26 protein-coding genes are annotated in these 22,754 nt (G+C 66.9%); 3 read left to right on the forward strand and 23 right to left on the reverse strand.

The window, feature by feature from the left end; genetic code table 11:
* Positions 1 to 44 precede the first annotated feature (44 nt).
* Genes Q9R14_RS16030 through Q9R14_RS16045 form a run of 4 tightly spaced genes read right to left on the reverse strand, consistent with a single transcriptional unit; the run spans position 45 to position 2,742 of the window.
* Complete coding sequence (locus Q9R14_RS16030) at positions 45 to 1,091, reverse strand: quinone-dependent dihydroorotate dehydrogenase (protein ID WP_306003029.1); 1,047 nt, start codon at positions 1,089 to 1,091, stop codon at positions 45 to 47.
* A complete protein-coding gene (locus tag Q9R14_RS16035) occupies positions 1,088 to 1,432 on the reverse strand; it encodes a DUF952 domain-containing protein (RefSeq protein WP_306003030.1) in 345 nt (114 codons plus the stop codon). The genes Q9R14_RS16030 and Q9R14_RS16035 overlap by 4 nt, the downstream gene beginning before the upstream one ends.
* Positions 1,429 to 1,938 carry a histidine phosphatase family protein gene (locus tag Q9R14_RS16040; protein WP_306003031.1) on the reverse strand — a complete coding sequence of 170 codons (510 nt, stop codon included), beginning with the start codon at positions 1,936 to 1,938 and terminating at the stop codon, positions 1,429 to 1,431. Before Q9R14_RS16040 ends, Q9R14_RS16035 begins: the two co-directional genes overlap by 4 nt.
* A 60-nt stretch (positions 1,939 to 1,998) precedes the next feature.
* The gene (locus Q9R14_RS16045; RefSeq protein ID WP_306003032.1) at positions 1,999 to 2,742 is read right to left on the reverse strand and encodes a methyltransferase domain-containing protein; all 744 of its coding nucleotides are present in this window, start codon (positions 2,740 to 2,742) and stop codon (positions 1,999 to 2,001) included.
* A gap of 46 nt (positions 2,743 to 2,788) precedes the next feature.
* Here Q9R14_RS16045 and gloB point away from each other — a divergent pair, with 46 nt between their 5' ends.
* On the forward strand, positions 2,789 to 3,511 hold the full coding sequence (gene gloB, locus Q9R14_RS16050) for a hydroxyacylglutathione hydrolase (RefSeq protein WP_306003033.1): 723 nt from the start codon (positions 2,789 to 2,791) through the stop codon (positions 3,509 to 3,511).
* Positions 3,512 to 3,514: 3 nt separating this feature from the next.
* Here the strand turns inward: gloB and Q9R14_RS16055 are convergent, their stop codons facing one another.
* The 7 genes from Q9R14_RS16055 to Q9R14_RS16085 all read right to left on the reverse strand — a co-directional run bounded on the left by Q9R14_RS16055 (position 3,515) and on the right by Q9R14_RS16085 (position 9,278).
* Positions 3,515 to 4,231, reverse strand: coding sequence for a DUF4908 domain-containing protein (locus Q9R14_RS16055; protein ID WP_306004167.1), 717 nt, complete (start codon positions 4,229 to 4,231; stop codon positions 3,515 to 3,517).
* Positions 4,232 to 4,331: 100 nt separating this feature from the next.
* Positions 4,332 to 5,057 carry an acetoacetyl-CoA reductase gene (phbB, locus tag Q9R14_RS16060; protein ID WP_306003034.1) on the reverse strand — a complete coding sequence of 242 codons (726 nt, stop codon included), beginning with the start codon at positions 5,055 to 5,057 and terminating at the stop codon, positions 4,332 to 4,334.
* A gap of 145 nt (positions 5,058 to 5,202) precedes the next feature.
* Complete coding sequence (locus Q9R14_RS16065; protein ID WP_066549790.1) at positions 5,203 to 6,264, reverse strand: NAD(P)-dependent alcohol dehydrogenase; 1,062 nt, start codon at positions 6,262 to 6,264, stop codon at positions 5,203 to 5,205.
* 76 nt (positions 6,265 to 6,340) lie between these two features.
* Positions 6,341 to 7,090, reverse strand: a complete 750-nt coding sequence (locus Q9R14_RS16070) for a DUF72 domain-containing protein (protein WP_306003035.1) — start codon at positions 7,088 to 7,090, stop codon at positions 6,341 to 6,343.
* Positions 7,087 to 7,407, reverse strand: coding sequence for a type II toxin-antitoxin system RelE/ParE family toxin (locus Q9R14_RS16075; protein ID WP_371929736.1), 321 nt, complete (start codon positions 7,405 to 7,407; stop codon positions 7,087 to 7,089). Before Q9R14_RS16075 ends, Q9R14_RS16070 begins: the two co-directional genes overlap by 4 nt.
* Positions 7,407 to 7,652, reverse strand: a complete 246-nt coding sequence (locus Q9R14_RS16080; RefSeq protein WP_306003037.1) for a type II toxin-antitoxin system ParD family antitoxin — start codon at positions 7,650 to 7,652, stop codon at positions 7,407 to 7,409. Before Q9R14_RS16080 ends, Q9R14_RS16075 begins: the two co-directional genes overlap by 1 nt.
* 54 nt (positions 7,653 to 7,706) lie before the next feature.
* Positions 7,707 to 9,278 carry an ATP-binding protein gene (locus Q9R14_RS16085; protein WP_306003038.1) on the reverse strand — a complete coding sequence of 524 codons (1,572 nt, stop codon included), beginning with the start codon at positions 9,276 to 9,278 and terminating at the stop codon, positions 7,707 to 7,709.
* A 112-nt stretch (positions 9,279 to 9,390) separates the two neighbouring features.
* Here Q9R14_RS16085 and Q9R14_RS16090 point away from each other — a divergent pair, with 112 nt between their 5' ends.
* Complete coding sequence (locus Q9R14_RS16090; protein ID WP_306003039.1) at positions 9,391 to 10,128, forward strand: hypothetical protein; 738 nt, start codon at positions 9,391 to 9,393, stop codon at positions 10,126 to 10,128.
* Here Q9R14_RS16090 and Q9R14_RS16095 read toward each other — a convergent pair.
* The 10 genes from Q9R14_RS16095 to Q9R14_RS16140 form a co-directional block, all read right to left on the reverse strand.
* The gene (locus Q9R14_RS16095) at positions 10,125 to 11,486 is read right to left on the reverse strand and encodes a glutamate--cysteine ligase (RefSeq protein WP_306003040.1); all 1,362 of its coding nucleotides are present in this window, start codon (positions 11,484 to 11,486) and stop codon (positions 10,125 to 10,127) included. The genes Q9R14_RS16090 and Q9R14_RS16095 overlap by 4 nt on opposite strands.
* A gap of 69 nt (positions 11,487 to 11,555) precedes the next feature.
* A complete protein-coding gene (locus tag Q9R14_RS16100; RefSeq protein ID WP_306003041.1) occupies positions 11,556 to 12,275 on the reverse strand; it encodes a 16S rRNA (uracil(1498)-N(3))-methyltransferase in 720 nt (239 codons plus the stop codon).
* An 86-nt stretch (positions 12,276 to 12,361) separates the two neighbouring features.
* A complete protein-coding gene (locus Q9R14_RS16105) occupies positions 12,362 to 13,525 on the reverse strand; it encodes an acyl-CoA dehydrogenase family protein (RefSeq protein ID WP_055806174.1) in 1,164 nt (387 codons plus the stop codon).
* Positions 13,526 to 13,620: 95 nt separating this feature from the next.
* Positions 13,621 to 15,405 (reverse strand): acyl-CoA dehydrogenase C-terminal domain-containing protein, encoded by a 1,785-nt coding sequence (locus tag Q9R14_RS16110; protein WP_306003042.1) that lies wholly within the window; start codon positions 15,403 to 15,405, stop codon positions 13,621 to 13,623.
* Positions 15,406 to 15,408: 3 nt separating this feature from the next.
* Positions 15,409 to 15,891: a MerR family DNA-binding transcriptional regulator gene (locus Q9R14_RS16115; protein ID WP_039244783.1), complete on the reverse strand. Its 483-nt coding sequence runs from the start codon at positions 15,889 to 15,891 to the stop codon at positions 15,409 to 15,411.
* A 174-nt stretch (positions 15,892 to 16,065) separates the two neighbouring features.
* Positions 16,066 to 16,482, reverse strand: a complete 417-nt coding sequence (locus tag Q9R14_RS16120) for a DoxX family protein (protein WP_306003043.1) — start codon at positions 16,480 to 16,482, stop codon at positions 16,066 to 16,068.
* Between the two features lie 211 nt (positions 16,483 to 16,693).
* A complete protein-coding gene (locus Q9R14_RS16125) occupies positions 16,694 to 16,912 on the reverse strand; it encodes a helix-turn-helix transcriptional regulator (RefSeq protein WP_184279353.1) in 219 nt (72 codons plus the stop codon).
* 12 nt (positions 16,913 to 16,924) lie between these two features.
* The gene (locus Q9R14_RS16130; RefSeq protein ID WP_306003044.1) at positions 16,925 to 17,452 is read right to left on the reverse strand and encodes a DUF2975 domain-containing protein; all 528 of its coding nucleotides are present in this window, start codon (positions 17,450 to 17,452) and stop codon (positions 16,925 to 16,927) included.
* 123 nt (positions 17,453 to 17,575) lie between these two features.
* Positions 17,576 to 19,021 (reverse strand): protein adenylyltransferase SelO family protein, encoded by a 1,446-nt coding sequence (locus tag Q9R14_RS16135; RefSeq protein ID WP_306003045.1) that lies wholly within the window; start codon positions 19,019 to 19,021, stop codon positions 17,576 to 17,578.
* Between the two features lie 315 nt (positions 19,022 to 19,336).
* Positions 19,337 to 20,173 carry a hypothetical protein gene (locus Q9R14_RS16140; RefSeq protein ID WP_306003046.1) on the reverse strand — a complete coding sequence of 279 codons (837 nt, stop codon included), beginning with the start codon at positions 20,171 to 20,173 and terminating at the stop codon, positions 19,337 to 19,339.
* Between the two features lie 376 nt (positions 20,174 to 20,549).
* On the opposite strand from Q9R14_RS16140, the gene Q9R14_RS16145 reads away from it, so the two are divergent.
* On the forward strand, positions 20,550 to 21,101 hold the full coding sequence (locus Q9R14_RS16145) for an OmpA family protein (RefSeq protein WP_039244254.1): 552 nt from the start codon (positions 20,550 to 20,552) through the stop codon (positions 21,099 to 21,101).
* A 61-nt stretch (positions 21,102 to 21,162) separates the two neighbouring features.
* Here the strand turns inward: Q9R14_RS16145 and Q9R14_RS16150 are convergent, their stop codons facing one another.
* Both Q9R14_RS16150 and Q9R14_RS16155 read right to left on the reverse strand, forming a co-directional pair.
* Positions 21,163 to 21,864, reverse strand: a complete 702-nt coding sequence (locus Q9R14_RS16150; RefSeq protein ID WP_306003047.1) for an NAD-dependent deacylase — start codon at positions 21,862 to 21,864, stop codon at positions 21,163 to 21,165.
* Entirely contained in the window at positions 21,861 to 22,745 is an 885-nt protein-coding gene (locus tag Q9R14_RS16155) for a LysR family transcriptional regulator (RefSeq protein ID WP_242077208.1), read from the reverse strand. Before Q9R14_RS16155 ends, Q9R14_RS16150 begins: the two co-directional genes overlap by 4 nt.
* Positions 22,746 to 22,754 lie beyond the last annotated feature (9 nt).

Here is a 22,754-nt window from a genome sequence, read left to right on the forward strand (position 1 = left end):
TCGCTCGCATCGGTCACCCTAGGCCTATCGACACTAACGCTCCGTCAACGGGGCGCGCCGACCGCCTCGGCCGCTGTGCAAAAGCCGTCGGCGCGCAGGCGGGCGGCCAAGTCGCGCTTGATGCGGGCGACCAGGCCGGGGCCTTCATAGATCAGGGCGGAATAGATCTGGACCGCCGAAGCCCCCAGGCGGATGCGGGCATAGGCCTCGGCCCCGCTGTCGATGCCGCCGACGGCGATCAGGGGCAAGCGGCCGTTCGCCGCCTCGGCTGCCGCGCGCAGGGCCTTTTCCGCGAACGAACGGATGGGCGCGCCGGACAGGCCGCCGGTCTCGTGGGCGTCGGGCGAGCGCAGGGTCTCGGGACGTTCCAGCGTGGTGTTGGACACGATCAGACCGTCGATCCGGTGGGCCAGAGACGCCTCGACGATCATGCCGATCTCGTCGGCGATCAGGTCGGGCGCGATCTTCAGGAAGACGGGTACGCGGTCAGGCGCTGCGACGGGACGGGCGGCGTCGATGCGGCCCAACAGATCGTCCAACTGCTCGCGGCCCTGAAGGGCGCGCAGGCCCGGCGTATTGGGCGAGGAGATGTTGACGGTGAAATAGGAAGCGCGGCCGGCGAGGCGTTGCAGGCCGGCGACGTAGTCGGCCGCCTTATCCTCGGTGTCCTTGTTCGCCCCCAGATTTGCGCCGACGACGACGCCCGTCGGGCGCTGGTCCAGCCGCTCGGCGAAGGCGTCGAGCCCGGCGTTGTTGAACCCCATCCGGTTGATGATGGCCCGGTCCTCGCTGAGGCGGAACAGGCGGGGCTTGGGATTGCCGGGCTGGGGCCGAGGCGTGACCGAGCCGCATTCGACGAAGCCGAAGCCGAGGCGCGACAGGCCGCGCAGGGCTTCGCCGTTCTTGTCCAGACCCGCCGCCAGACCGACCGGATTGGGCAGATCCAGTCCCGCCAGTTGTGTTCTCAGGATCGGATCGTCGGCGGGCGGGATGGGCAGGGGGGCGAGAGCCAGCCCCTTGATCGCCAGCTGGTGCGCCTGCTCCGGGTCCAGCCGACGCAGCAGGACGGCGCCGAGATCGGTCAGGCTCATGCGTCTTCCTCGAACGCCATCTCGCCGTCGGCCGTGACCGAGAAGGCGCGCGAGGCCGTGACGGCGGCGACGGGCAGGGGGGCGTAGAGATGCGGGAACAAATCGCCGCCGCGCGACGGTTCCCAGATCAGGTCGTCGCCGAAACGGCCGAGATCGACGGTCAGCAACAGCAGGTCGCCGCGCCCGGCGAAATGCCGTCGCGCGGTCTCGGCCAACTGCGCCTCGGTCGACATATGGATGTAGCCGTCGGCCAGATCGACCGGCGCGCCGTCGTATCGGCCCTGGGCGACGGCGGCGCGCCATTCGGCGGCGTCGACGATCTTGTAGGCGATGTCGGTCATGCGGATGGCGCGCCCAGCGAGCGCGGCGTCAGGAAGCCTTCGTAGGTGCAGCGCCCCGCGACATCGACGCTGAACAGGGCCGCCGCGCCGGTCGGGAAGCCGGCCGACAGCTTGTCCACGACGGCCGGCGAGGCGGCGCTTTCGATCAGATATTCGGCCGCCAGCACGTGGACGCCCGGATTGTGGGCCAGGATCAGCAGGCAACCGGCCTCGTCCTCGCTGGCCTCGACGAAGCGGCGGATCACGTCGGAGGGGGCGTTGTAGAGGGCGTCGTCGTCGCGGACTTCGACATCGCCGAAGGCGTCGTGCATCTGCTCCCAGGTCTGGCGGGTGCGCACGGCGGTGGACACCAGGGCCAGGTCCGGCTTCAGGCCCCGCTCGGCCAGGGCGCGCCCCATCAGCAGGGCCTCGGCGCGGCCGGCGGCGGACAGGGGACGGGCTTCGTCGCCGCCGGAGGGGGCGGAGGCTTCGGCCTGGGCGTGCCGCATCAGGATCAGTCGGTGCATGGCCTTCGCCATAAGGCGGTTTCGCCCGGCCCGCCAGATGGGGCAACGGTCAACTCGCCGTCAGTCGCAATGTTCGCCCCGCGAAGAGACGGAGGCGGCGGGTTGGGGCGCCAGAACGGGGGCGGCGACACGCTGGGCATGGCCGCTGGGTCGGATGCGGGCATAGCTGTGGCGCGAGGCTTCCAGCAGGATCAGCCCGGCGGTTCCGGGAAAGACCCGGCGACCGACCTGTTCGAACCCTTCGGTCAGCGGCAGCATGGGTCCCCAAGGCGGGACATAAAGCGTCTGGGACCAGGCCATCGGCTCCAGCCCGACATCACGCACCAACCGCTCCAGCTGGCGCCGCGTGAAGGGGCGGCCGTGACCAAAGGGGGTGTTGTCCGCCCGCGCCCACAGGCCGCCGCGCGCCGCCGCCGCCAGGATGATCCGTCCGGTGGGCGAAAGCGCGCGCACCGCCTCAAGCAGCAGAGCCGCGGGGTCGTCGGCCTCTTCCAGGGCGTGGACCAGCAGGATGCGGTCGAACGATCCGGCGGGGAAGGGCAGGCGGCGGTCGTCAACCAGCAGGGTGCGGTTGCGCCCGACGGTCGGCCAGTGTTCGACGCCTTGCCCGCCCGGCATGGCCGCGACGACGCGCCGCGCGCCGACGAAGGCGTCCAGCCAGGGGGTGGCGTAGCCGACGCCCAGCACGTCGCAATCGGTCGCCTCGCCCCAGGCGTCGTCCAGCCGTCGCGCCACCAGCCGTCGCGCCAGCGCGCCGGTCGGCTCGCCGTAGAAGGTTCGAAGCTCGTCGATGCTGCGCCGCATGGGCCCACTATAGGCCTGTCGGCAGCCCTGCTGCTAGGATGGGCGCATGACCCTGGATGTGCATCTGTTTCCCTGCCGCAGCGACAACTACGGCTTCCTGATCCGCGATGCGGCGACCGGCGCGGTCGCGGCGGTCGATACGCCCGATGCGGCGCGCATACTGGAAGAGCTCGAAAGCCTGGGCTGGGGGCGGCTGGATCTGATCCTGAACACCCACTGGCACCCCGATCACACCGAGGGCAACGCGCGGCTGAAAGCCGAGTGGGCTTGCGAGATCGTCGGGCCGGAAGAGGTGCGCAAGGTCGCGCCCTTGGATCGCGTGGTCGCCGACGGCGATGTGGTGATGGTGGGCGAGACGCGGTTCGAGGTCACCGAAACGCCGGGTCACACCCTCGGCCATGTGGTGTTCCATGCGCCGGCGGACGGCCTGGCCTTTACCGGTGACACCCTGTTCGCCTTGGGCTGCGGCCGGTTGTTCGAGGGCACGCCCGAGCAGATGTTCGAGAGCCTGCAGAGGCTGAAGGCCTGGCCCGATCAGACGGTGATCTGGTGCGCGCATGAGTATACGGCCTCGAACGCCCGCTTCACCCTGAGCTTGGACGACCGGCCCGAGACCGCCGCCCATGCCGAGGCGATCTTCGCAGCGCGCGAGCGGGGCGAACCGACCGTGCCGACGACGCTTGGGACGGAGAAGCGGTTCAATCCGTTCCTGACCGCAGCAGATGCGGACGAGTTCGCGGCGCGCCGGGCGGCGAAGGACGCCTTTTAGCCCTTAGCGATTCAGGGCGTCTCCGCCTACGACCCGCACGATCCGGGCCGACGACGGGCGGCCGGCGATGCCGGCGTCGGCGTCGATGACGATCCGCAGCGTGCCTTGGACCAGGCTGACGCCGGGACGCCCCTGATCAGACACGACGACGCGGCGCACCCGCTCGACCTGGGCGCGCAGATTGGAGGACCGCGCCATGCGCACGATGGCGTCGCTGGCGGCCGAGACGGTGTCGGCGGCGACCTGTTCCGAGCCGGGCTGGATGTCCACGTCGATGACGATCAGGCGGCCCATCGCCTGGCTGGCGCGGTAGCTCTGACGCATGAAATAGTCGACCAGCTGCGCTCCGGTCATGGCCGCGCTGGCCAGGCCCTGCGCCTCGCCCACCCGAGAGGCGGGCGAGCCTTGGGGCGCGGTGGTCGTGTAAAGGGTGATCGCGCCGTCGGGCGTGACGCGCAGCACCTGATCGCCATTGTCGTTGCGATAGATGATGTCGCCGCGCGGCGCGGGCGTCGGCCGCAAGACCCAGACCTCGGTCGAGCGTTCCAGCCGCATCAGAGGCCGCGACCCGGAGGTGTCCAGGATGAACCCCTGACCATTGCTGCTAACGTAGCGGGCGGTCGGCGGCACGGTCCGGCGGGACTGGGCCTGGCTTTCGGTCGGGACGACCACGGGCGCGACGACGCCCACGCCGATGACCGCGATGGCGGCGACCGCCATCGCGGTCACGCGTGGCGACTTTTTCGCCCTGACCGATCCCAACAACTTCATGACAGACTTGATGAAACCCGCGCGCGGCGGATTTTGGGCGAAGCCCGCCTCAACCCACCAGGTACTGACCGCCGTTCAGCGACAGTGTGCAGCCTGTGACATATCCGGCACGCTCGCCCACCAGCCAGGACACCATGTCGGCGATCTCCTCGCCCTTGCCCAGGCGACCGACGGGGATGTGGCTGATGATGCCTTCCAGCACCTTGGGGTCCATGGCGCCGACCATTTCGGTGTCGATATAGCCGGGCGCGATGCAGTTCACGGTCACGCCCTTGCGCGCATTCTCCAGCGCCAGCGCCTTGGTGAAGCCGATCATCCCGGCCTTGGCGGCGGAATAGTTGGTCTGGCCGATCTGACCCTTCTGGCCGTTGATCGAGGAGATGTTGACGATGCGTCCGTGGCCCCGGTCGCGCATGCCGTTGATGACCTGGCGCGTCATGTTGAACACGCTGTCCATATTGACGCGGATCACGTCGGACCACTGGTCGTGGCTCATCTTGTGGAAGAAGCCGTCGCGGGTGATGCCGGCGTTGTTGACCAGGATGTCGATGGGGCCGAGCTGTTCCTCGACCTCCTTCGCCGCGCGGGCGCAGTCGTCGAAGCTGCCGACGTTGCCCTTCACCACCATGACGTCCAGCGCATCGGCGATGGCCTTCGCCGCCTGGTCGTTGCCGGAATAGCCGGCGGCGACCTTGAAGCCGTCCTCATGCAGGCGCTGAACGATCGCCTTGCCGATGCCCCGGGTCCCGCCCGTCACGAAAGCTACGCGCGCCATATCGTCTCCTGTCCCTGTGCAGACCCTTCAGAAGGCCTTGTCGCGGTTCAGGATTAACGCGCGAGCGCGAGCGCGCAAGGCGAGAATCTGACGCGACGGAAGTTTCATGCCTCCGTCGCGTTTCGTTGATCTTCGCCTCACGCGATCAGGCGGCCAGCTTTTCCATGTCGATGACGAAGCGATAGCGGACGTCGGATTTCAGCATCCGCTCATAGGCGTCGTTGATCTGATCCGGAGCGATGGTCTCGATGTCACAGGCGATGCCGTGCTCGGCGCAGAAGTCCAGCATCTCCTGCGTCTCCCTGATGCCGCCGATCAGCGAGCCGGCGATGCGGCGACGACGCCACAGCAGGGGCAGGGCGAAGACCGGCAGGCCCTCGGTCGTCAGGCCCAGCATGATCATGGTGCCATCGCGGGCCAGCAACTGGATATGGCTGGCGATCTCGTGCGTGGCCGAGACGGTGTTGATGATCAGGTCGAACTTCTCGGCGGCCGCCTTCATCGCATCCTTGTCGGAGTTGATCAGGAAATGTTTGGCGCCCATCCGCTCGGCGTCGGCCTTCTTGCGGTCCGAGGTGGACAGGACGGTGACTTCTGCCCCCATCGCCGCCGCCAGCTTGACCGCCATATGGCCCAGGCCGCCCAGGCCGATGACCGCGACTTTGGAGCCGGGTCCAACGCCCCATTCCTTGAGCGGGGAATAGGTGGTGATGCCGGCGCACAGCAGGGGGGCGGCGACGTCGAGCGCCAGACTGTCGGGAATGGACAGGACGAAATGCTGATCGACGGTGATGTGGTCGGAATAACCTCCCTGGGTGATGGCTTCCGAGGTGCCGCCCTTCTTGTCCTTGCCGCCATAGGTGCCGGTGAAGCCGGGGATGCAATATTGTTCGACGCCTTCCTGGCAGGAGGCGCATTCGCGGCAGCTGTCGACCATGCAGCCGACGCCGACGCGGTCGCCTTCCTTGAAGCGGGTGACGTTGGACCCCACCGCCTTGACCACGCCCGCGATCTCGTGACCCGGCACCAGGGGGAAGGCGGTGCCGCCCGTCTCCCCGCGCGCGGCGTGCAGGTCGGAGTGGCAGACGCCGCAGTATTTGATGTCGATCAGCACATCGTCCGGGCCCGGATCACGGCGCTCGAAGCTGTAGGGCGTCAGCGGCTTGTCGGCGGCGGTCGCGGCGAAGGCGCGTGTGGCGATCGGCATGGGAAAGTCCTTCAGGCTTTGCAGTGAGCCGGCCTCAGATGAGAGGGCGGCCGCGGGTCCGCAAGCGTACGGACCGCTATTTCAGCTTGGCGATCAGCGCCTGAGCCGCCGCAGGGTTCCGCACCTTCGCGCCCGAGATGAAATAGGCGAAGACCTCGCCGCGCTTGGCCCAGGCTTTCGCCTGATCCGCCACCGCCTCCACCTCTGCCGCCGTCATGCCGGTCGGCTCGTCCTCGCGGCTGGACATCAGCCGCGCGTAGCTGAAATCGGCGGTCGCCTCGTCGATCTGGGGCCAGGTCGGCTCCTCGTCATCGACGGCATAGACGATGGCCGCGCCGTATTTCCGCGCAAGATCGTAGAACTGTTCGGTCGCGAAGGTCGGGTTGCGAACCTCCAGCGCGTGCCGCAGCCGCACCCCGTCCTTCTCCTTGGGCAACAGCTTCAGGAAGCCCTCGAAGTCCTCGGGATCAAACTTTTTCGTACCCATGAACTGCCAGTTGATCGGCCCCAGTTTGTCGCCCAGTTCGGTAAGGCCCTGGCTCAGGAATTTGTCGAAGCTCTCGGCGCCGTCCGACAGCACCTTGCGATTGGTGCAGTAGCGGCTGGCCTTGACCGAAAAGACGAAACCGTCCGGCGTCTCGTCGCGCCACTTCTTCCAGCTGTCGGGCTTGAAGGTCGAATAATAGGTGCCGTTGATCTCGATCGAGGTCAGTTTCGACGCCGCATATTCCAACTCGCGCTTCTGAACCAGGCCCTCTGGATAAAAGACCCCGCGCCAAGGCTCGAACGTCCAGCCGCCGATGCCGACATGGATGGAATGGGTCATGGTTCGCTCCGTTCGTTGCTCGATCCGACGCCTGGCGCGTCGGACTGCCAGTCCTCAAGCGCGTGCCGAATGCGTCGAACGAACACGTCCGCATCGTCGATTCGATAGAGAATGGCGTGGCTTTTGTAGAAGATCACATGGGCGTCCGCGCTCAACTCCGGTCGAACTGCCCCAAGACGTGGAAAATCCGCGAGCAAGTCCAGCTTCGCGAACAGACCCTCGATATAGTCATCGGCCTGACGGCTCCCGAACAGCTCGAGTCCTTGCAGATAGACCTGTTGCAAGTCCACCCTCGCTGCGCCGCTTAGGCGGAGCATCAGGAGGGGCGACGCAACTGGGCGCGCAGTTCCTCGATCACTTCACGTGGCGACTGGTCTGAAACGCCAGAGGCGTCGGCCTCGGCGATCAGCCTTTGCCAATGGGCGATCTTCTCGGCCTTGACCTGCTCGCGGCGGATCAGGTCGCGCACCACGTCCGACGTGTTGGCGTAGCGCCCGGATTTCGCCTGTTCCTCGACCCAGGCCTTCATCGGATCGGGCAGGGAGATGTTCATCGTCGCCATGGTCGGCCTCCTCTCAACGAGAATGGGCGCATGGCAAACTTTGTCAACGTCGGATCAGGGCGCGGTCGCCGTCTGGATGCCGGCCAGCAGGCTTGCGGCGGTGATGGGCTTGGGGACGTGCAGGTCGGCGCCGGCGTCGCGCGCCTGGTCGCGGTGCTCGCTCATGGCGTTGGCGCTGAGCATGATGATCGGCGTGCGGCCCTGAGCGAGACGGGCGGCCTCGATCTGGCGAATGGCGCGGGTGGCGGTCAGGCCGTCCATGCCCGGCATCTGCATATCCATCAGGATCAGGTCGAAGGTCTCGGACTGGAAGGCGGCCAGGGCCTGTTCGCCATCCGCGACGGTGACGACCTGCATGGCGTGGGCCGCCAGGATCAACTGCACGACGCGCTGATTGACCGGGTGATCCTCGGCCAGCAGCACGCGCAGGGGCGCCAGGGGGCGGTCGGCCTCGGCCGCACGCGCGCGGCGTTGCGCATCGTGTTCGGTCAGGGAGGCGGCGCGCGTCAGGGGGATCTCGACGGTAAACCGGCTGCCGACGCCCGGGGTGGAGGCGGCGGAAATCCGCCCGCCCATCAACTCGACCAGCGAACGACAGATCGACAGGCCCAGGCCCGTGCCGCCGAACCGGCGCGTGATGGTGCTGTCCGCCTGGCTGAACCGATCGAACAGACGGGCCGCGTGGTCGGAGGAGAAGCCGACGCCCGTATCCTCGACCCGCAGCGTCAGCTGGGTCAGGCCGTCGGAATCCTCGTCCACCGCTAGGGCGACGCCGACCGAGCCCTGGTGGGTGAATTTGATGGCGTTGGACAACAGGTTGTCGAGCACCTGACGGATGCGGGTGCTGTCGCCGACGAACATTCCGCGCGCATCGGCGTCGCGGCGGATGTCGAAGGTCAGTCCCTTGGCCTCGGCCTTCAACCGCATGACGTCCAGCGGGGCGGCGATGGCCTCGTCCAGATCGAAGGGTCGGCTTTCCAGGTCCAGATGCCCGGCCTCGATCTTGGACACGTCCAGAATGTCGGACACCAGCCGTTCCAACGTCACGCCGGATCGTGCGATCAGGGCCACCATCTCGGCCTGCTCGGACGTCAGTTCGGTGCGCGACAGGGCGTCGACGATGCCGATCACGCCATTCAGGGGCGTGCGGATCTCATGGCTCATATTGGCCAGGAAGTCGGACTTGGCGCGGTTGGCGGCCTCGGCGGCGGCGGTGGCCTCGCGCAGGGCGCGTTCGGCGGCGACCTTTTCGGTCACGTCGCGCGCGATGCCATAGATGCGGTCACCCTGACGATGGGCGCGCCATTCGACGGTGACGTAATGACCCGCCTTATGGCGATAGCGGTTGATCTGGCCGATGACCGGATCGCCCGGCCGCCGGTTTTCGACCTCGACGATGCTCTGGCGGGTCGCGGCGTGATCGTCCGGGTGGATCAGCCGCAGCAGGCCCTGGCCTTCGATCTCGTCGGGGCGATAGCCCAGCACCGTGAACCAGGAGGCGCTGGCCTTGACCACGCGCCCATCCAGCTCGCGCACCACCAGCAGGTCCAGCGACACATCGAAGAAGGTGTCCAGATCGACATCGGCTGTGGGGAAGGCCAGGGCCGCACCGGGCGAACAGATCATGGCGCACTCTCTCGAACTCAAACCCATGTTACGGCGCATCGGTTAAGCTCGCCTTTGCAGCGGGTCGAAAAGAGCCGATGGCGTCGTACGCCGTCTGGGTTAGGGTCGGCGCATGATCTTGCTCCTCGCCGCGATCGCCATGCTGCAATCCCCGCCATCAGGGGACGGAATCGAATCCCTGACCCTGGCCGAGGATCGCGCCTGCACGGCCGACGGGGCCCTGTGCGTCGGTCTGACGCAGCAGACGCGTGACGGTGAGCCGGTCTTTACCCCAGTCATCCGTGCGCCCGACGCCCTGCCGGCCACGTCGCAAGAGGCGTCGGGCGAGGTGGACGATTACAAACCCTGGAATGGCCTGATCCGGCTGGCGGACGGCGGGTTTCTGGCCGGGATCGAGAGGGAAAGCCGCAGCATGTATTCCGGCGGCGGGGGACAGGCGACCGAGTTGCGGCTCTATCGGCTGGATGCGGAAGGCGAGGCCGGCGCCGCGCCGGTGCTGACCGTGCCGATCCAGGGTTCGCTGATGATCCGCGCCTGCTTCAGCGAGGAGGACATGACCCAGCGCGCGGGCGCCTGTCACGACGAATACAGTTTCGCGGCGACCCTGAGCGCGAGCGACGCGGCGGATGCGATGCCGGTCCTGACCTATGAGACGACGGCGACGGCCTATCCGCGCGGCGCCTCTCGATCCGAGGATTCGCGGGAGAAGCCGCCGCTGAAGCCCGCCGACCTGGTCCCCGCGCGCGATCCGAAATGCAGCGTCACCCGCCGGTTCACCTTCGACGCCAAGGCCGGCGAATACCGGCCGGACAGCCCGCTGCCCGACTGCTCGGACTACACCACGCCCTAGTAGGCGAAGTCGGCGTAGATGCGTTTCACGTCGCCCTGCCAGGCGCCGTGATACAGGTCCAACAGGCGCTCGGCCGGGGTGATCCCGCTGTCGGCGATGTCTTCCAGTTCCGACAGATAGCCGCGCTCGTCCACCATCCCGCCCGAGAATTTGGCGCGGTTCTTCAGCCCCTGTTTGGCGATGTTCACCAGGTCGACGGCGATGTCGCGCACCGACCGGCCCGCCACCTCGGCCTTCAGACCCAGCCGGGTCACGTCGCGGCGCAGGCGTTCGTGGTCGGCGATGTCCCAGTCCTTGACCAGGTCCCAGGCGGCGGCCAGCGACGGGGCGTCATACAGAACCCCGGCCCACAGGGCGGGCAGGGCGCAGATCCGGCTCCACGGTCCGCCGTCGGCGCCGCGCATTTCCAGATAGGCCTTCAGCCGCACCTCGGGGAAGAGGGTGGTCAGGTGGTCGTTCCAATCCTTCAGGGTCGGATATTGACCGGGCAGGGCGGGCAGTTTGCCGGCCTGGAAATCGCGGAACGACTGGCCCGAGGCGTCAATATAACGGCCGTCGCGCTTGGCGAAATACATCGGCGTGTCCAGCGCATAGTCGGCGTAGCGCTCGAAGCCGAACCCGTCCTCGAACACGAAGCCCAGCATGCCCGTGCGGTCGGCGTCGGTGTCGGTCCAGACGTTGGCCCGGGCCGACAGGAAGCCGTTGGGGCGGCCCTCGGTGAAGGGCGAACAGGCGAACAGGGCGGTGGCGATGGGTTGCAGCGCCAGCGAGGTGCGGAACTTCATCACCATGTCGGCTTCTGAATCGAAGTCGAGGTTGGCCTGGATGGTGCAGGTGCGCAGCATCATGTCCAGGCCCAGGGTCCCGACCTTGGGCATATAGGCGCGCATGATGTCGTAGCGGCCCTTGGGCATGACCGGCACCTGTTCGCGCGTCCACAGCGGGTCGAAACCGGCGCCCAGGAAGCCGACGCCGATCTGATCGGCCACCTGCTTGACCTCCATCAGATGCTGGCCGGTCTCGTTGCAGATGTCGTGGATAGTCAGAAGCGGCGCGCCCGACAGTTCGAACTGACCGCCCGGCTCCAGGCTGACTGAGGCGACGAAGCCTTCGCTGTTCCTGCGCTCCAGTCCGATCAGGAAGCCGTTTTCCTCGACGGGCGACCAACCGAAGCGTTGCAGCCCCTCCAGCATCGCCTTGATGCCGTTCGGCCCGTCATAGGCGGGGCGCGCCAGCGTGGTCTTGTCGAAACCGAACTTCTCGTGCTCGGCGCCGATGCGCCACTGGTCCTTGGGCTTGATCCCCTTGGACATGGCCTCGATCAGAGCGTCTCTGGAAAGCGGCGCGTTCTCGGCCATCTGTAACCCCTGCTGTCGCGGCTAGATGGCGGCTAAAGCCAAGTTCCTCAAGGGGGCGAGCAGAGTATTCTATCGCGCCCAATCACCGACGGCCGCCTGCCACAGGGTCATGGCGGCGATGGCGGCGGTATCGGCGCGCAGGATGCGCGGGCCCAGCGACACGGCGGTGGTGAAGGGCAGGGACCGCAGCCGCTCGCCCTCTTCCGGCGAGAACCCGCCCTCCGGCCCGATCAGAATGGACCAGGGGCCTTCGCCTGCGTCGCGCAGGGACGAGACGGCGGGCGCCCCGCCCGTCTCGTCGCAGAACATCAGCCGGCGTTCGATCTCCCAGCCGTCCAGCAGGGCGTCCAGCTTGATCGGATCATCGACGGCGGGCACGTCCATCCGCCCGGTCTGTTCGGCGGCTTCCTCGGCGATGGCGTCCAGCCGGTCCAGGCGGATGCGGTCGGTGTTGGTGCGTTTGGTCAGGACCAGCCGGACCCGGCGCGCGCCCAGTTCGGCGGCCTTCTCCACGATGGTCTCGACGCGAGCCTTCTTCACTACCGCAACAATCAGTTCCAGATCGGGGCCGAATGTCTGGGGTCGCACCTGTTCCTCGGCGCGCAGGATCACGCCCTTCTTCAGCACTTCCGCGACCGTGCAGCGCCACTCCCCATCGCGCCCGTTGAACACCAGCAGATCGTCTCCGGCCTTCAACCGCATGACCTGGGTCAGATAGCGCGACTGGTCCAGCGTGGGCGCGACGGGAGCGGCGGCGGCGAGGGGCGATGTAACGTGAAGGCGGATCATGCCCCTACATGACCTGACGCAAACCGCTTGTCATCCCGACCGCAGCGAAGTGAAAGCCCTGGATCACAAGGGACGGATCGATATCCTTACAGCGTCCGCGCGATCAGCAGTTTCATGATCTCGTTGGTGCCGCCGTATATGCGCTGGACGCGGGCGTCCTTGTACAGCTGGGCGATCGGATATTCGTTCATATAGCCGTAGCCGCCGTGGAGCTGCAGCATCTCGTCGATGGTCTCGCCCTGGATGTCGGTGACCCAGTATTTGGCCATGGAGGCGGTGGCGGCGTCGAGTTTGCCCTGCAAATGCAGGCCGATGCAGTGGTCGGTGAAGACCTTGGCGACGGTCAGCTTGGTCTTGACCTCGGCGAGCTTGAACTGGGTGTTCTGGAAGTCGATGACCCGTTTGCCGAAGGCCTTGCGCTCCTTGACGTAGGCCAGCGTCGCCTCAAGCCCGCGCTCGGCGGCGGCGACGCCTTGGACGGCGATGTTCAGCCGCTCCTGGGGCAGTTGCTGCATCAACTGGACGAAGCCTTGGCCCTCGGTCCCGCCGATGATGTTGTCGCCGGGGACCTTCACGTCGTTGAAGAACAGTTCGGAGGTGTCGTTGGCCTCCATGCCGATCTTGTGCAGGTTGCGACCGCGTTCGAACCCTTCCGCGCCATCGGTCTCGACCACGATCAGCGAGGTGCCCTTGGCGCCCTCGGCCGGATCGGTCTTGGCGACCACGATCAGGAAGTTGGCCAGCTGGCCGTTGGTGATGAAGGTCTTGGAGCCGTTCACGACATAGCCGTTGCCCGACTTGACCGCCGTCGTCTTGACGCCTTGCAGGTCCGAGCCGGCGCCCGGTTCGGTCATGGCGATGGCGCCGACCAGTTCGCCCGATTGCAGGCGCGGCAGCCAGCGCTGCTTCTGCTCCTCGGTGCCGTAATGCCAGATGTAGGGCATGACGATCGCATTGTGCAGCGAAATGCCGAAGTGGTCCGCGCCCTTCCAGCCCAGCTGACGCATCAAGACGACCTCGTGCCGATAGTCGCCGCCGAAGCCGCCGTCCTCTTCCGGCAGCGACAGACCCAGCAGGCCCGCCTCGCCTGCGTCGTTCCACAGCTGGCGCGGCACAGAGGAATCAGCGATCCACTGCTGGACCTTCTCGAGCGGCGCGTGCTCGTCGATCCATTTGCCGACGCTGTCGGAGAAGAGGGTGATCTCTTCTTCACGCATGAAATCGGGATCGGGGCTGCCCAGCACGTTCATCGGTTTCGTCCCTGAGGTTCGCGGGCTTTTGCCCGTCTGGTCGGTAAGAAAACGGGCCGGCGAGATCGCCGACCCGTTTCGTCATCAGTCTGAGATCAGAACGCCTCGGCCGGCATGGCCATCAGCACGTCGGCGCCGGTCTTCATCTTCTTCAGATGGGCTTCCGCGTCGGGCAGGATGCGCTCGACGAAGTAGCGGCCGGTCTGAAGCTTGGTGGCGTAGTAGGGGTCGGTCGAACCCGTCTCGACCTGCGCTTGAGCCACCTTGGCCATCTGCGCCCACATATAGGCCAGGGCCGTCAGGCCGAAGACGTTCAGATAGTCCGTCGACGCGGCGCCGGCGTTGTCCGGATTGGCCATGCCGTTCTGCATCAGCCACATGGTGCCGTCCTGCAGCTTGGCCTTGACGTCGGCCAGGCCGTCGACGAAGGGCTTGATGGCCTCATTGCCGCTGTTCTCGGCGACGAAGGCGTCGATCTCGCCGAACCAGGTCATGATCGCGCGGCCGCCGTTGGCGGGCAGTTTGCGGCCGACCAGGTCTAGCGCCTGGATGCCGTTGGTGCCCTCGTAGATCATGGTGATGCGGGCGTCGCGCAGATACTGCGAGGCGGTGAAGTGTTCGGTGTAGCCCGAACCGCCATGCACCTGCATGCCCAGCGACGCGACGTGGAAGCCCTTGTCGGTCAGATAGGCCTTCAGCACCGGCGTCAGCAGGCCCATGTAATCCTTGGCCTTCTGGGCCACGGCCGCGTCCTCGGACTTCTCAAGGTCGGCGTGAAGCGCGGTCCACAGGATAAAGGCCTGGCCGCCTTCGACGAAGGCCTTGGACTCCAGCAGCATGCGGCGCACGTCGGGGTGGACCATGATGCTGTCCGCCGGGCCGTCCGGGTTCTTCGGTCCGGTCAGCGAACGGCCTTGCAGGCGGTCCTTGGCGAACTCGACGGCGGCTTGGTAGGCGGCGGTGCCGATGGCCAGACCTTGCAGGCCGGTGCCCAGGCGGGCCTCGTTCATCACCACGAACATATTGTTCATGCCGCGGCCTTCTTCGCCGATCAGCCAGCCCTTGGCGCCGTCGTACTGCATGACGGCGGTGGCGTTGCCGTGGATGCCCATCTTGTGCTCGAGCCCGGCGCATTCCAGGCTGTTGCGCTCGCCCAGCGAACCGTCCTCATTGACCAGGAACTTGGGCACGACGAACAGCGACAGGCCCTTGATGCCCGGAACCGCGCCTTCGACGCGGGCCAGCACCGTGTGGATGATGTTGTCGGCGAAATCATGCTCGCCCGCCGAGATCCAGATCTTCTGGCCGGTGATCGAGTAGGAGCCGTCGCCGTTCGGCACGGCCTTGGTGCGCACCAGTCCTAAGTCCGTGCCGCACTGGGGCTCGGTCAGGTTCATCGTGCCCGACCATTCGCCGGTCGCCATCTTGGGCAGATATTTCTGCTTCAGCTCTTCGGACGCATTGGCGTGGATGCCGGCATAGGCGCCGGCCGTCAGGCCCGGATACATCGAAAAGGCGGCCGAGGCGCCGGCCGTCATCTGACCGAAGGCTGAGGCCACCAAGCTGGGCATGCCCTGACCGCCGTACGCCGGGTCGGCGGCCAGCGCCATCCAGCCGGCTTCGGACATGGCCTTGTAGGCTTCCTTCCAGCCCTTGGGTCCCGTCACCACGCCGCCCTCGGCCCAATGGCAGCCTTCCTTGTCGCCCGGATTGTTGATCGGGGCGATGACCTCGTCGGCGAACTTGGCGCCTTCTTCCAGGATCTGGCTGACCAGATCCGAAGAGACGTCCTGGAAGCCCGGCTGGTTGGTGTAGCGGTCGATCTCCAGCACTTCATTCAGGATGAAGGTGAAGTCGCGGACAGGCGCCTTGTAGGCCATGGATTACGCTCTTGCTTTGAAGGGGTGGTGGTGGTCGTGGTTGAGACGCGCGCGCAGCAGCTTCTCATAGTCTTCGGCGCCCGGCAGCAGGTCGGGGCGGTGTTCGGACAGTTTGGATTCCATCCAGGCGCAGGCCTGTTCGGCCGTCTCGATGGCGCCTTCGATATCTTCCAGTTGCTGTTTCAGCGCCGCGATCTGGGCGCGGTGCCGCACCAGGGCCACGGCCATCTGGTGGACGTTGTGATCCTTCTGATCATAGAGATCCATCATGTCCTGGATCTCCTGAAGGGTGAAGCCGATGCGGCGGCCCCTCAGGATCAGTTTCAGCCGGGCGCGGTCGCGCGCGTCATAGACGCGGGTCTGGCCCTTGCGCGCGGGCGTCAGCAGGCCCTTGTCCTCGTAGAATCGAAGGGCGCGCGCCGTGGCGCCGAACTCGCGGCACAGCTGGCGAATGGAATAGGTGCGGTGGTCGTCGGCGGTGGCCATACGCCTTCATAACTTGACGTGCGCGTAAAGGGAAGAGGCTTACGCGCACGTAAGGGTAAGCTTTTCTCTCTTGCTGACGATCAGGCATGAAAAAGCCCGGAGCCTGGGGGGAAGCTCCGGGCGCAAACGCCGGACTGGAGGGGGGAGAGGGGTCCGGCGTTCGATCTCTTTCAGTCAGGCCTTGCGGCGGCCCAGCAGCACCGGGACGGTGATGGCCAGCAGGGTGGCGTTGACCGCCGCCAGGCCGAAGTCCTGGCTCAGCGCGTGAATCATCATCATGGTCGCTTCCATGACGATCAGGCCGACCGCCGCCGTCAGCAGCAGGGGGCGACCCACCCGCCACGAGATCAGCGGGCTCAGGACGCCCATGGCCAGGACGATCTCGACCACGCCCAGGCCGCGCACCATGTTTTCGGGCGCGACGGCGGGCCAGCCCATCAGATTGATCAGATTGGTCATCGGCTCGGTCAGCTTGGCGTAGCCGGCGGCGATGAAGAACATCGCGACCCAGCCCTGCAGCGTCCACAGGGCGATGTTGGCGTAGGCGGTGCGGCTGCGCGCGGCGGCGGATGTCAGGGTGGAGGTGGTCATCGGGGAGGAGCCTGATTTCGTAACGGTCGCGATTCGGTCGAAAGGGCCGCTCGCTGAAGATCATATAGCGGCGCTTTCGATCTTTGTCATCATGCGATGACATCAACTGATGACATCGATTGATGACTTTCTGTTACGAACGGAAGGGCGGAGCGGATTTCGTCCGCCCCGCCTGGGTTCTCGCATCGCTTTCGCCCTCAGCCCTCAGCCCTCAGCCCTCCGGCTGCGGTCCCGGCGTCTGGACGATCAGGTCGCCGGGCTGGCAGTCCAGTTCGCGGCATAGGGCGTCCAGGGTCGAGAAGCGCACCGCGCGGGCCTTGCCGGTCTTCAGGATCGACAGATTGGCCAGGGTGACGCCGACGCGGTCGGACAGTTCGGTCAGGGACATCCGGCGTTCGAGCAGCAGCCGGTCCAGTTGGATCATGATCATGGCGCGCGCTCCTCAGACCGTGGTCAGCTGTTCGTCGCGCATGGCCGACCCCTGCCGGAACACCTCGGCCAGGATGAACACCACCAGAATGCCCAGCCAGGACCCCAGGTCGAAGTCATAGTCGGACGGCGACTGGCCGATGCTCTGCGGGGCGACGAAGACCAGCAGCAGCGCCGTCAGCTGAATGCCGATAAGGCCCAGGCCCACGCCTTGCAGTCGTTTGACGTTGGCGAACTCGAAGGCGTCGCCCTGATTGACCGACAGCAGGATGCGCCGCAGTCGGTTGATGATCCACCAGGTGAAGCCGCAGGCCATCGCCGCACCGAGGAAGGTCAGGCGTCCGGTCCATTGCAGGGTGTTGCTCGGATCGGCGCTCGCGCCCTTCAGCCCGTCGATCAGGCCTGCGCCTAAGCTTGGCACGATCAGGGTGAACAGGAAGACGAGGATGGTGGCGATGGCGCCGATCATCACGAACACATTGACGAAGCCCAGCAGCCAGCGAAGTGCGCTGGCGACGGAATATTTGCCGATCAGTTTCATCTCGAAAGCCCTTCCCTTCGGGTCGCCCTCCGCGACCGCCTTGGTGACTATCGATATGGATTTATCGATAAACGGGCAAGGACATTATCGATAAACGAGATGAAGCTTTCGTAAGGTTCGGCGTCAGGCCGTAAAGCCCCAGGCCAGACGCGCCGCCTCCAGCCGCTCGAGCTTGGCCTGGAAGTGCACCCAGTCGTCGGCGTCGGCGATGGCGGCCCAGATCGCCTCGACCTCGCCGATCAGCATCTCTTCCGGTTCGCGCGCGGCGAACATCGGATGTTCCAGCCGTTCGATCCGGTCCGGTTCGTGTTCCATCAACGCAAAGCGGAAGGCGTCGAAGGCCTCGCCCTGATACGATTTCGCGCGCGGTCCCGACAGGGCGCGGGCCGAGGAGGCGAAGCCGCCGAACCAGTCGAAGAACAGCGGCTCCCACCTCAGGGCGGCTCCCCCGTCCCGCAACAGGGCCAGGGTCGTATCGACCAGCCGCTGATCCGCCGCCTCGCCCAGGCTGTGGACGCCCAGCCGCATCAAAAAGGCGGCCCGCAGTTCACGGATATAGGCGGGACCGAATCCGTTCAGCGCATCCGTCAACGGCTCGACCTCGGCGACCAGTTTCAGGCACCCGGCTAGCTGCGTCAGGTTCCAGAACACCGCCTCCGGCTGGCGTGCGAAGGCGTAAAGGCCCGTCTGGTCAAAATAGGCGGCGGTGAAGGCCGGGTCGTATTCGGGCAGGAACCGCCAGGGGCCGTAGTCGAAGCTCTCGCCCGTGACGTTCAGATTGTCGGTGTTCAGAACCCCGTGCACGAAGCCGGCGGCGATCCACCGCGCCGTCAGTTTCGCCGAGGCCTCGACGATGGCGGTCAGCAGACCGGGCGCATCACCGGCCGCCACGTTTGGGTGATACAGACTGCGCACGTGTTCGATCAGCGCCTCGATCTGGTCCTTGCGCCCCAGATAGGCCGCGCGCTGGAATGTCCCGAACCGCACATGGCTGTGCGACAGCCGCACCAGGACGGCCGACCGGGTCGGCGACGGCTCGTCCCCGCGCTCCAGCGCCTCGCCAGTCTCGATCAGCGAAAAGGCGCGGCTGGTCGGGACGCCTTGCGCCTCCAGCATCGTCGCCGCCAGCACCTCGCGCACCCCGCCCTTCAGCGTCAGCCGCCCATCGCCTCCACGCGACCAGGGCGTCTGGCCAGAGCCTTTGGTTCCCAGGTCGAGCAGCCGGCCTTGAGCGCTATCACTCGCGACGCGGTCGCTCGTTGCTTGAGCGCGCATCTGCGCCGCCAGGAACCCGCGCCCGTCGCCCAGATCGGGATTGTAGTGCCGGAACTGATGCCCGTGATAGCGCATGGCGATCGGACCGGGCTGACCCGGCAGAGGCTCGAACCGGCCGAAGGCCGCGATCCATTCCGCCTCGCTCAGCCCCTCCAGCCCGACCTCGGCCGCCGCGCGGTCGTTGCGAAACCGCACGATCGTCTGCGGAAAATCCGCGGCCTGAACCGCATCGGCATAGTCCGCGCCCAAATCAAAAAAGCTCGGTTCGGGGCGATAGTCGGGAGAGACGGGCATGGCAGGCTAGGTGCGTGTCCGGCGAGGGGAGCGCAACCGCGCGCGCGTCTTTCTTTCGTGATCCTCCAGTTTCGCTCCGCTCGACGCACGATCACCAAGAGGCCGGCCATCCTATTCGCCCGAGGTCAGTCCAATATTTTCAATCCTCTATCGACCGACGGCGTGATCTTCCTGCCCACGCTTCTAAGCCGTGCGATCCTGTCTCCGTTCGTCCGCACGAAACACATCGCATAGTCGGGGAGAGAGAAATCAGACGAATTAGACGAAATAGACGGTGTTTTTCCGATGCGACCGTCTGAATGGACGTTTGGGGTATCAGCTCGCGCCCAGCAGGTCCGACCAGCGCCAGCTGCCCTTGCCCAACGCGAGCTGCGCGCCGCCGGGGCGGTCTTCCAGCTTCAGCACGGCCAGGCCCGTCATGCGCTGGCTCTTGCACTCGGCCGGGGCGAAGGCGACTTCCAGGGCGATGGCCTGGCGCACGCCCGCCAGACCCTTGCCCGCCTGGTTGCGGCTTTGCAGCCAGTCACCGTTCCAGACCAGGATGGCGCGTCCGTTCGCATCCATGTCCTGGGACGCGGCGATGACGGCGCGGCGCACGGCCTGGTCGTCGCGCACCGCGTCCTGAACCCAGCGCACCATGTCGCACGATCCTCCGCCCGAGCCTGAACCGGCGCCAGTCCCGCCCGAGCCGCCCGAGCCGCCGACGCCCGTTCCGCCGCCGCCGCCCGGACCTGCGCCGACCGTCATGGCGCCGGCGATCTGGGTCGCGCCCAGCAGGGGCAGGGGCGGACCCGGCGGGGCGGGCGCGGCAGGCAGGGGTTCGACGTCGGGCGGGCGTTTGCTCACCACCAATCGCGGTCGCGCCGCCGCCACGGCCGGCGGTCGCCGCTGGGGCGCGGGCTTGGGCGGCGCAGCCGCCTGGGCGGCGGCGGCCGGCGCGTCGGGCTTTGGCGAGAGATCGGGCGCGATCACGCGCGCGGGCGGCGGCGGAGGCCGCGGGGGCGGCTCGACCAGTTCGATCATCATGGGCGGCGTCTGCGGCGCCTCGACGATCGGCTCCGCCTGGCCGTGCATCAGCAGCGCCAGCCCCAGATGCGCGGCCAGGATCGGCGTCGCCGCCAGCACCCAGCGCCGTGTGCGCGCCGCGCTCAATCGCCGATCCGTGATGGGAGTTGAACACGCCGCCGCATGGTCATCGGGACAAAACGCCTGTAAAAAACCGACAGGCCCCGTTGAAAACATTCGGTCGCGTCAGGAAAGTGGCGTCGTCGTGACTACAACCGCGCGACGGCGCAGGGCGGCGATAGATGAGCGTGTCCGCCCTCCGGCATCAGCCGTCGGCGGCGCAACGTCTTCACTGGAGCGATGGTTCCATCCTCGTGCAAGAATAACGCGAATATTCCGTCTTCTTATAGTCAAGCTGACATGATGCCGCCCAAAGCGCGTCATTACTCCGCCTTGTCTCATACGCCATTTTCATCTTGCGCATGAACTGGGTGTGGCGCTCCCGGCAAGAAGGAGACAGAACTTGAGCAGATCGAAACTCAGGACGGCGGTCGTCGGCGGCGCCCTCATCGCCCTCGGCTTTGCGGCCAGCGGCTGCGCCAGCCATCGTTTCGTGCGTGATCAGGTCGAAGTCGTCGACAACCGCGTGACCACCGTCGAAGGCACCGCAGGCCAGGCCCTGCAACGCGCCAACGACGCGCACAAACTGGCCGAGGGCAAGTTCCTCTATCAGGTCGTGCTGTCGGACGATTCCGTGAAATTCCCCACCGACGCGGCGGCCCTGTCGCCCGAGGCCGAGCAGCGCCTGGCCCAGTTCGCCCAGCGTCTGCAGGGCGAGAACAAGAACGTCTATCTGGAAATCCAGGGCTACACCGACTCGACCGGCACGCCCGAGCATAACGACCAGCTGGGCGAGCAACGCGCCGAGGCCGTGCGTCGCTTCCTGAACCGCCAGGGCGTCGCCCTGAACCGCATGGCCACCATCTCCTATGGCCAGGAACAGCCGGTGGCCTCGAACGACACGCCCGAGGGCCGTTCGCAGAACCGCCGCGTGACCATCGTCGTCCTGGCCTAAGCCGCCTCGACCTCGAACACCGCAACGGCGGCCGCCCTCGCAGCGGCCGCCGTTTTCGTCTCTACAGCGTGTCGAAGAAGGCCGGCACGGCCTGCGTCGCCGGCCCGTAAACGCCTTCGTCGAACAGGCGCGCCCCCGACGTCGGCTCCAGGTTGATCTCGACCGTCCGCGCCACGGCATACCGCGCCGCCTGCACGAACCCCGCCGCCGGATAGACCGCGCCCGACGTGCCGATGGACACGAACAGGTCGCAGGCCTCCAGCGCCCGCTCGATCCGCTCCATCTGAAGCGGCATCTCCCCGAACCAGACGATGTGCGGCCGCGTGACGCCTTCAGGATGATGCGGCGAGGCTTCGTCCGCCGCCATGTCCCCGGCCCAGTCCATCACCACGTCCGACCGGGTGCAGCGGCCCTTCAGCAGTTCGCCGTGCATATGGATCAGCTCGAACCCGGCGGCGGGCGGCGTCGCTTCATGCGCCCGGTCGTGCAGATCATCGACGTTCTGCGTCACCACCAGGAAGTCGCATTCCCAACGCGCCGCCAGGTCCGCCAGCGCCCGGTGCGCCGCATTCGGCTGGACCTCGGCCAACTGCCGCCGCCGCTGATTGTAGAAGTCCTGTACCAGCGCTGGATCGGCCGCATAGCCTTCGGGCGTCGCCACGTCCTCGACCCGATGCCCGCACCACAACCCGTCCGACGCCCGAAACGTCGGCACCCCGCTCTCGGCCGATATGCCGGCTCCGGTCAGGACGACGAGGTTCATGCTGGGCTCCTTTGGGCGAGACGGTCGTGCAGCCAGTCGATCATGGCGCGGACCTTGGGCGGGACGTGGCGAGGGTGGGGGTGGACGGCCCAGACGCCTTCGTCGGGCGGGCGTTGGTCGTCCAGCAGGGAGGCGAGGGCGCCCGAAGCCAGTGCTTCGGCGACGTAGAAGTCGGGCAGCTGGCACAGGCCCAGCCCCTGTAAGGCGGCGTCCAGCACCGCCGCGCCGGAGTTGCAGCTCCAGCGGCCGGAGGGGCGCAAAGTCACCTCTCTCCCGGCCTCGGTGAAGCGCCAGTGCTCGGCCGAGCCGATCAGGCCGTCGTGGCTGGGGATCTCGGACAGGTCGCGCGGGGCGCCGCGACGCGCCAGATAGTCGGGGCTGGCGCACAGGATCAGCCGCCGCGAGGCCAGCCGTCGGGCCATCAGCCGCGAGTCGGTCAGATGGCCGAACCGGACCGCCAGATCATAGCCGTCGCCGACCAGATCGCGCAGGCGGTTGTCGAGATCCAGCTCGATCCGCAGCTCGGGGTTCTGGCGCGCGAAGGCGTTGACGGCCGGGGCGATGAAACGCTCGCCATAGGAGACCGAACAGGTCATGCGCAGCAGGCCGCGCGGGGCCTGATCATCGGGCTGGACCGCGGCCAAAGCCTCGTCGCGTTCGTCGATCAGGCGGCGACAGCGGGCCAGGAAGTCGCGGCCCGCGTCGGTCAGCTCGACCCGGCGGGTGGTGCGGTGGAGCAGGCGGGTCTGCAGCCGGTCTTCCAGCCGGGCGATCTCGCGGCTGACGGCCGAGGTCGATAGGCCAAGGCGCCGCGCGGCGGCCGAGAAGCTGGCCTGTTCGGCGACAGCGGTGAATTCGTCGATCCCGTCCCAGCGGCTCATCGGGACGTT

This window comes from Brevundimonas sp. C43 (assembly GCF_030732185.1).
Lineage (GTDB): Bacteria > Pseudomonadota > Alphaproteobacteria > Caulobacterales > Caulobacteraceae > Brevundimonas > Brevundimonas diminuta_C.

Bases quoted from the DNA above. Each gene is read 5' to 3' on its own strand.
- Q9R14_RS16095 (WP_306003040.1), bottom strand. From the start codon at position 11,486: ATGGCCGAGAACGCGCCGCTTTCCAGAGACGCTCTGATCGAGGCCATG.
- Q9R14_RS16125 (WP_184279353.1), bottom strand. From the start codon at position 16,912: ATGATCATGATCCAACTGGACCGGCTGCTGCTCGAACGCCGGATGTCC.
- Q9R14_RS16055 (WP_306004167.1), bottom strand. From the start codon at position 4,231: ATGGCGGTCGCCGCCATCGCGGTCATCGGCGTGGGCGTCGTCGCGCCC.
- Q9R14_RS16040 (WP_306003031.1), bottom strand. From the start codon at position 1,938: ATGCACCGACTGATCCTGATGCGGCACGCCCAGGCCGAAGCCTCCGCC.
- Q9R14_RS16120 (WP_306003043.1), bottom strand. From the start codon at position 16,482: ATGACCACCTCCACCCTGACATCCGCCGCCGCGCGCAGCCGCACCGCC.
- Q9R14_RS16105 (WP_055806174.1), bottom strand. From the start codon at position 13,525: ATGAACGTGCTGGGCAGCCCCGATCCCGATTTCATGCGTGAAGAAGAG.
- Q9R14_RS16075 (WP_371929736.1), bottom strand. From the start codon at position 7,407: ATGCTCCGCCTAAGCGGCGCAGCGAGGGTGGACTTGCAACAGGTCTAT.
- Q9R14_RS16100 (WP_306003041.1), bottom strand. From the start codon at position 12,275: ATGATCCGCCTTCACGTTACATCGCCCCTCGCCGCCGCCGCTCCCGTC.
- Q9R14_RS16045 (WP_306003032.1), bottom strand. From the start codon at position 2,742: ATGCGGCGCAGCATCGACGAGCTTCGAACCTTCTACGGCGAGCCGACC.
- Q9R14_RS16150 (WP_306003047.1), bottom strand. From the start codon at position 21,864: ATGAACCTCGTCGTCCTGACCGGAGCCGGCATATCGGCCGAGAGCGGG.
- Q9R14_RS16115 (WP_039244783.1), bottom strand. From the start codon at position 15,891: ATGGCCACCGCCGACGACCACCGCACCTATTCCATTCGCCAGCTGTGC.
- Q9R14_RS16155 (WP_242077208.1), bottom strand. From the start codon at position 22,745: ATGAGCCGCTGGGACGGGATCGACGAATTCACCGCTGTCGCCGAACAG.
- Q9R14_RS16035 (WP_306003030.1), bottom strand. From the start codon at position 1,432: ATGACCGACATCGCCTACAAGATCGTCGACGCCGCCGAATGGCGCGCC.
- Q9R14_RS16080 (WP_306003037.1), bottom strand. From the start codon at position 7,652: ATGGCGACGATGAACATCTCCCTGCCCGATCCGATGAAGGCCTGGGTC.
- Q9R14_RS16135 (WP_306003045.1), bottom strand. From the start codon at position 19,021: ATGCCCGTCTCTCCCGACTATCGCCCCGAACCGAGCTTTTTTGATTTG.
- Q9R14_RS16030 (WP_306003029.1), bottom strand. From the start codon at position 1,091: ATGAGCCTGACCGATCTCGGCGCCGTCCTGCTGCGTCGGCTGGACCCG.
- Q9R14_RS16085 (WP_306003038.1), bottom strand. From the start codon at position 9,278: ATGATCTGTTCGCCCGGTGCGGCCCTGGCCTTCCCCACAGCCGATGTC.
- phbB (WP_306003034.1), bottom strand. From the start codon at position 5,057: ATGGCGCGCGTAGCTTTCGTGACGGGCGGGACCCGGGGCATCGGCAAG.
- Q9R14_RS16065 (WP_066549790.1), bottom strand. From the start codon at position 6,264: ATGCCGATCGCCACACGCGCCTTCGCCGCGACCGCCGCCGACAAGCCG.
- Q9R14_RS16110 (WP_306003042.1), bottom strand. From the start codon at position 15,405: ATGGCCTACAAGGCGCCTGTCCGCGACTTCACCTTCATCCTGAATGAA.
- gloB (WP_306003033.1), top strand. From the start codon at position 2,789: ATGACCCTGGATGTGCATCTGTTTCCCTGCCGCAGCGACAACTACGGC.
- Q9R14_RS16070 (WP_306003035.1), bottom strand. From the start codon at position 7,090: ATGACCCATTCCATCCATGTCGGCATCGGCGGCTGGACGTTCGAGCCT.
- Q9R14_RS16130 (WP_306003044.1), bottom strand. From the start codon at position 17,452: ATGAAACTGATCGGCAAATATTCCGTCGCCAGCGCACTTCGCTGGCTG.
- Q9R14_RS16090 (WP_306003039.1), top strand. From the start codon at position 9,391: ATGATCTTGCTCCTCGCCGCGATCGCCATGCTGCAATCCCCGCCATCA.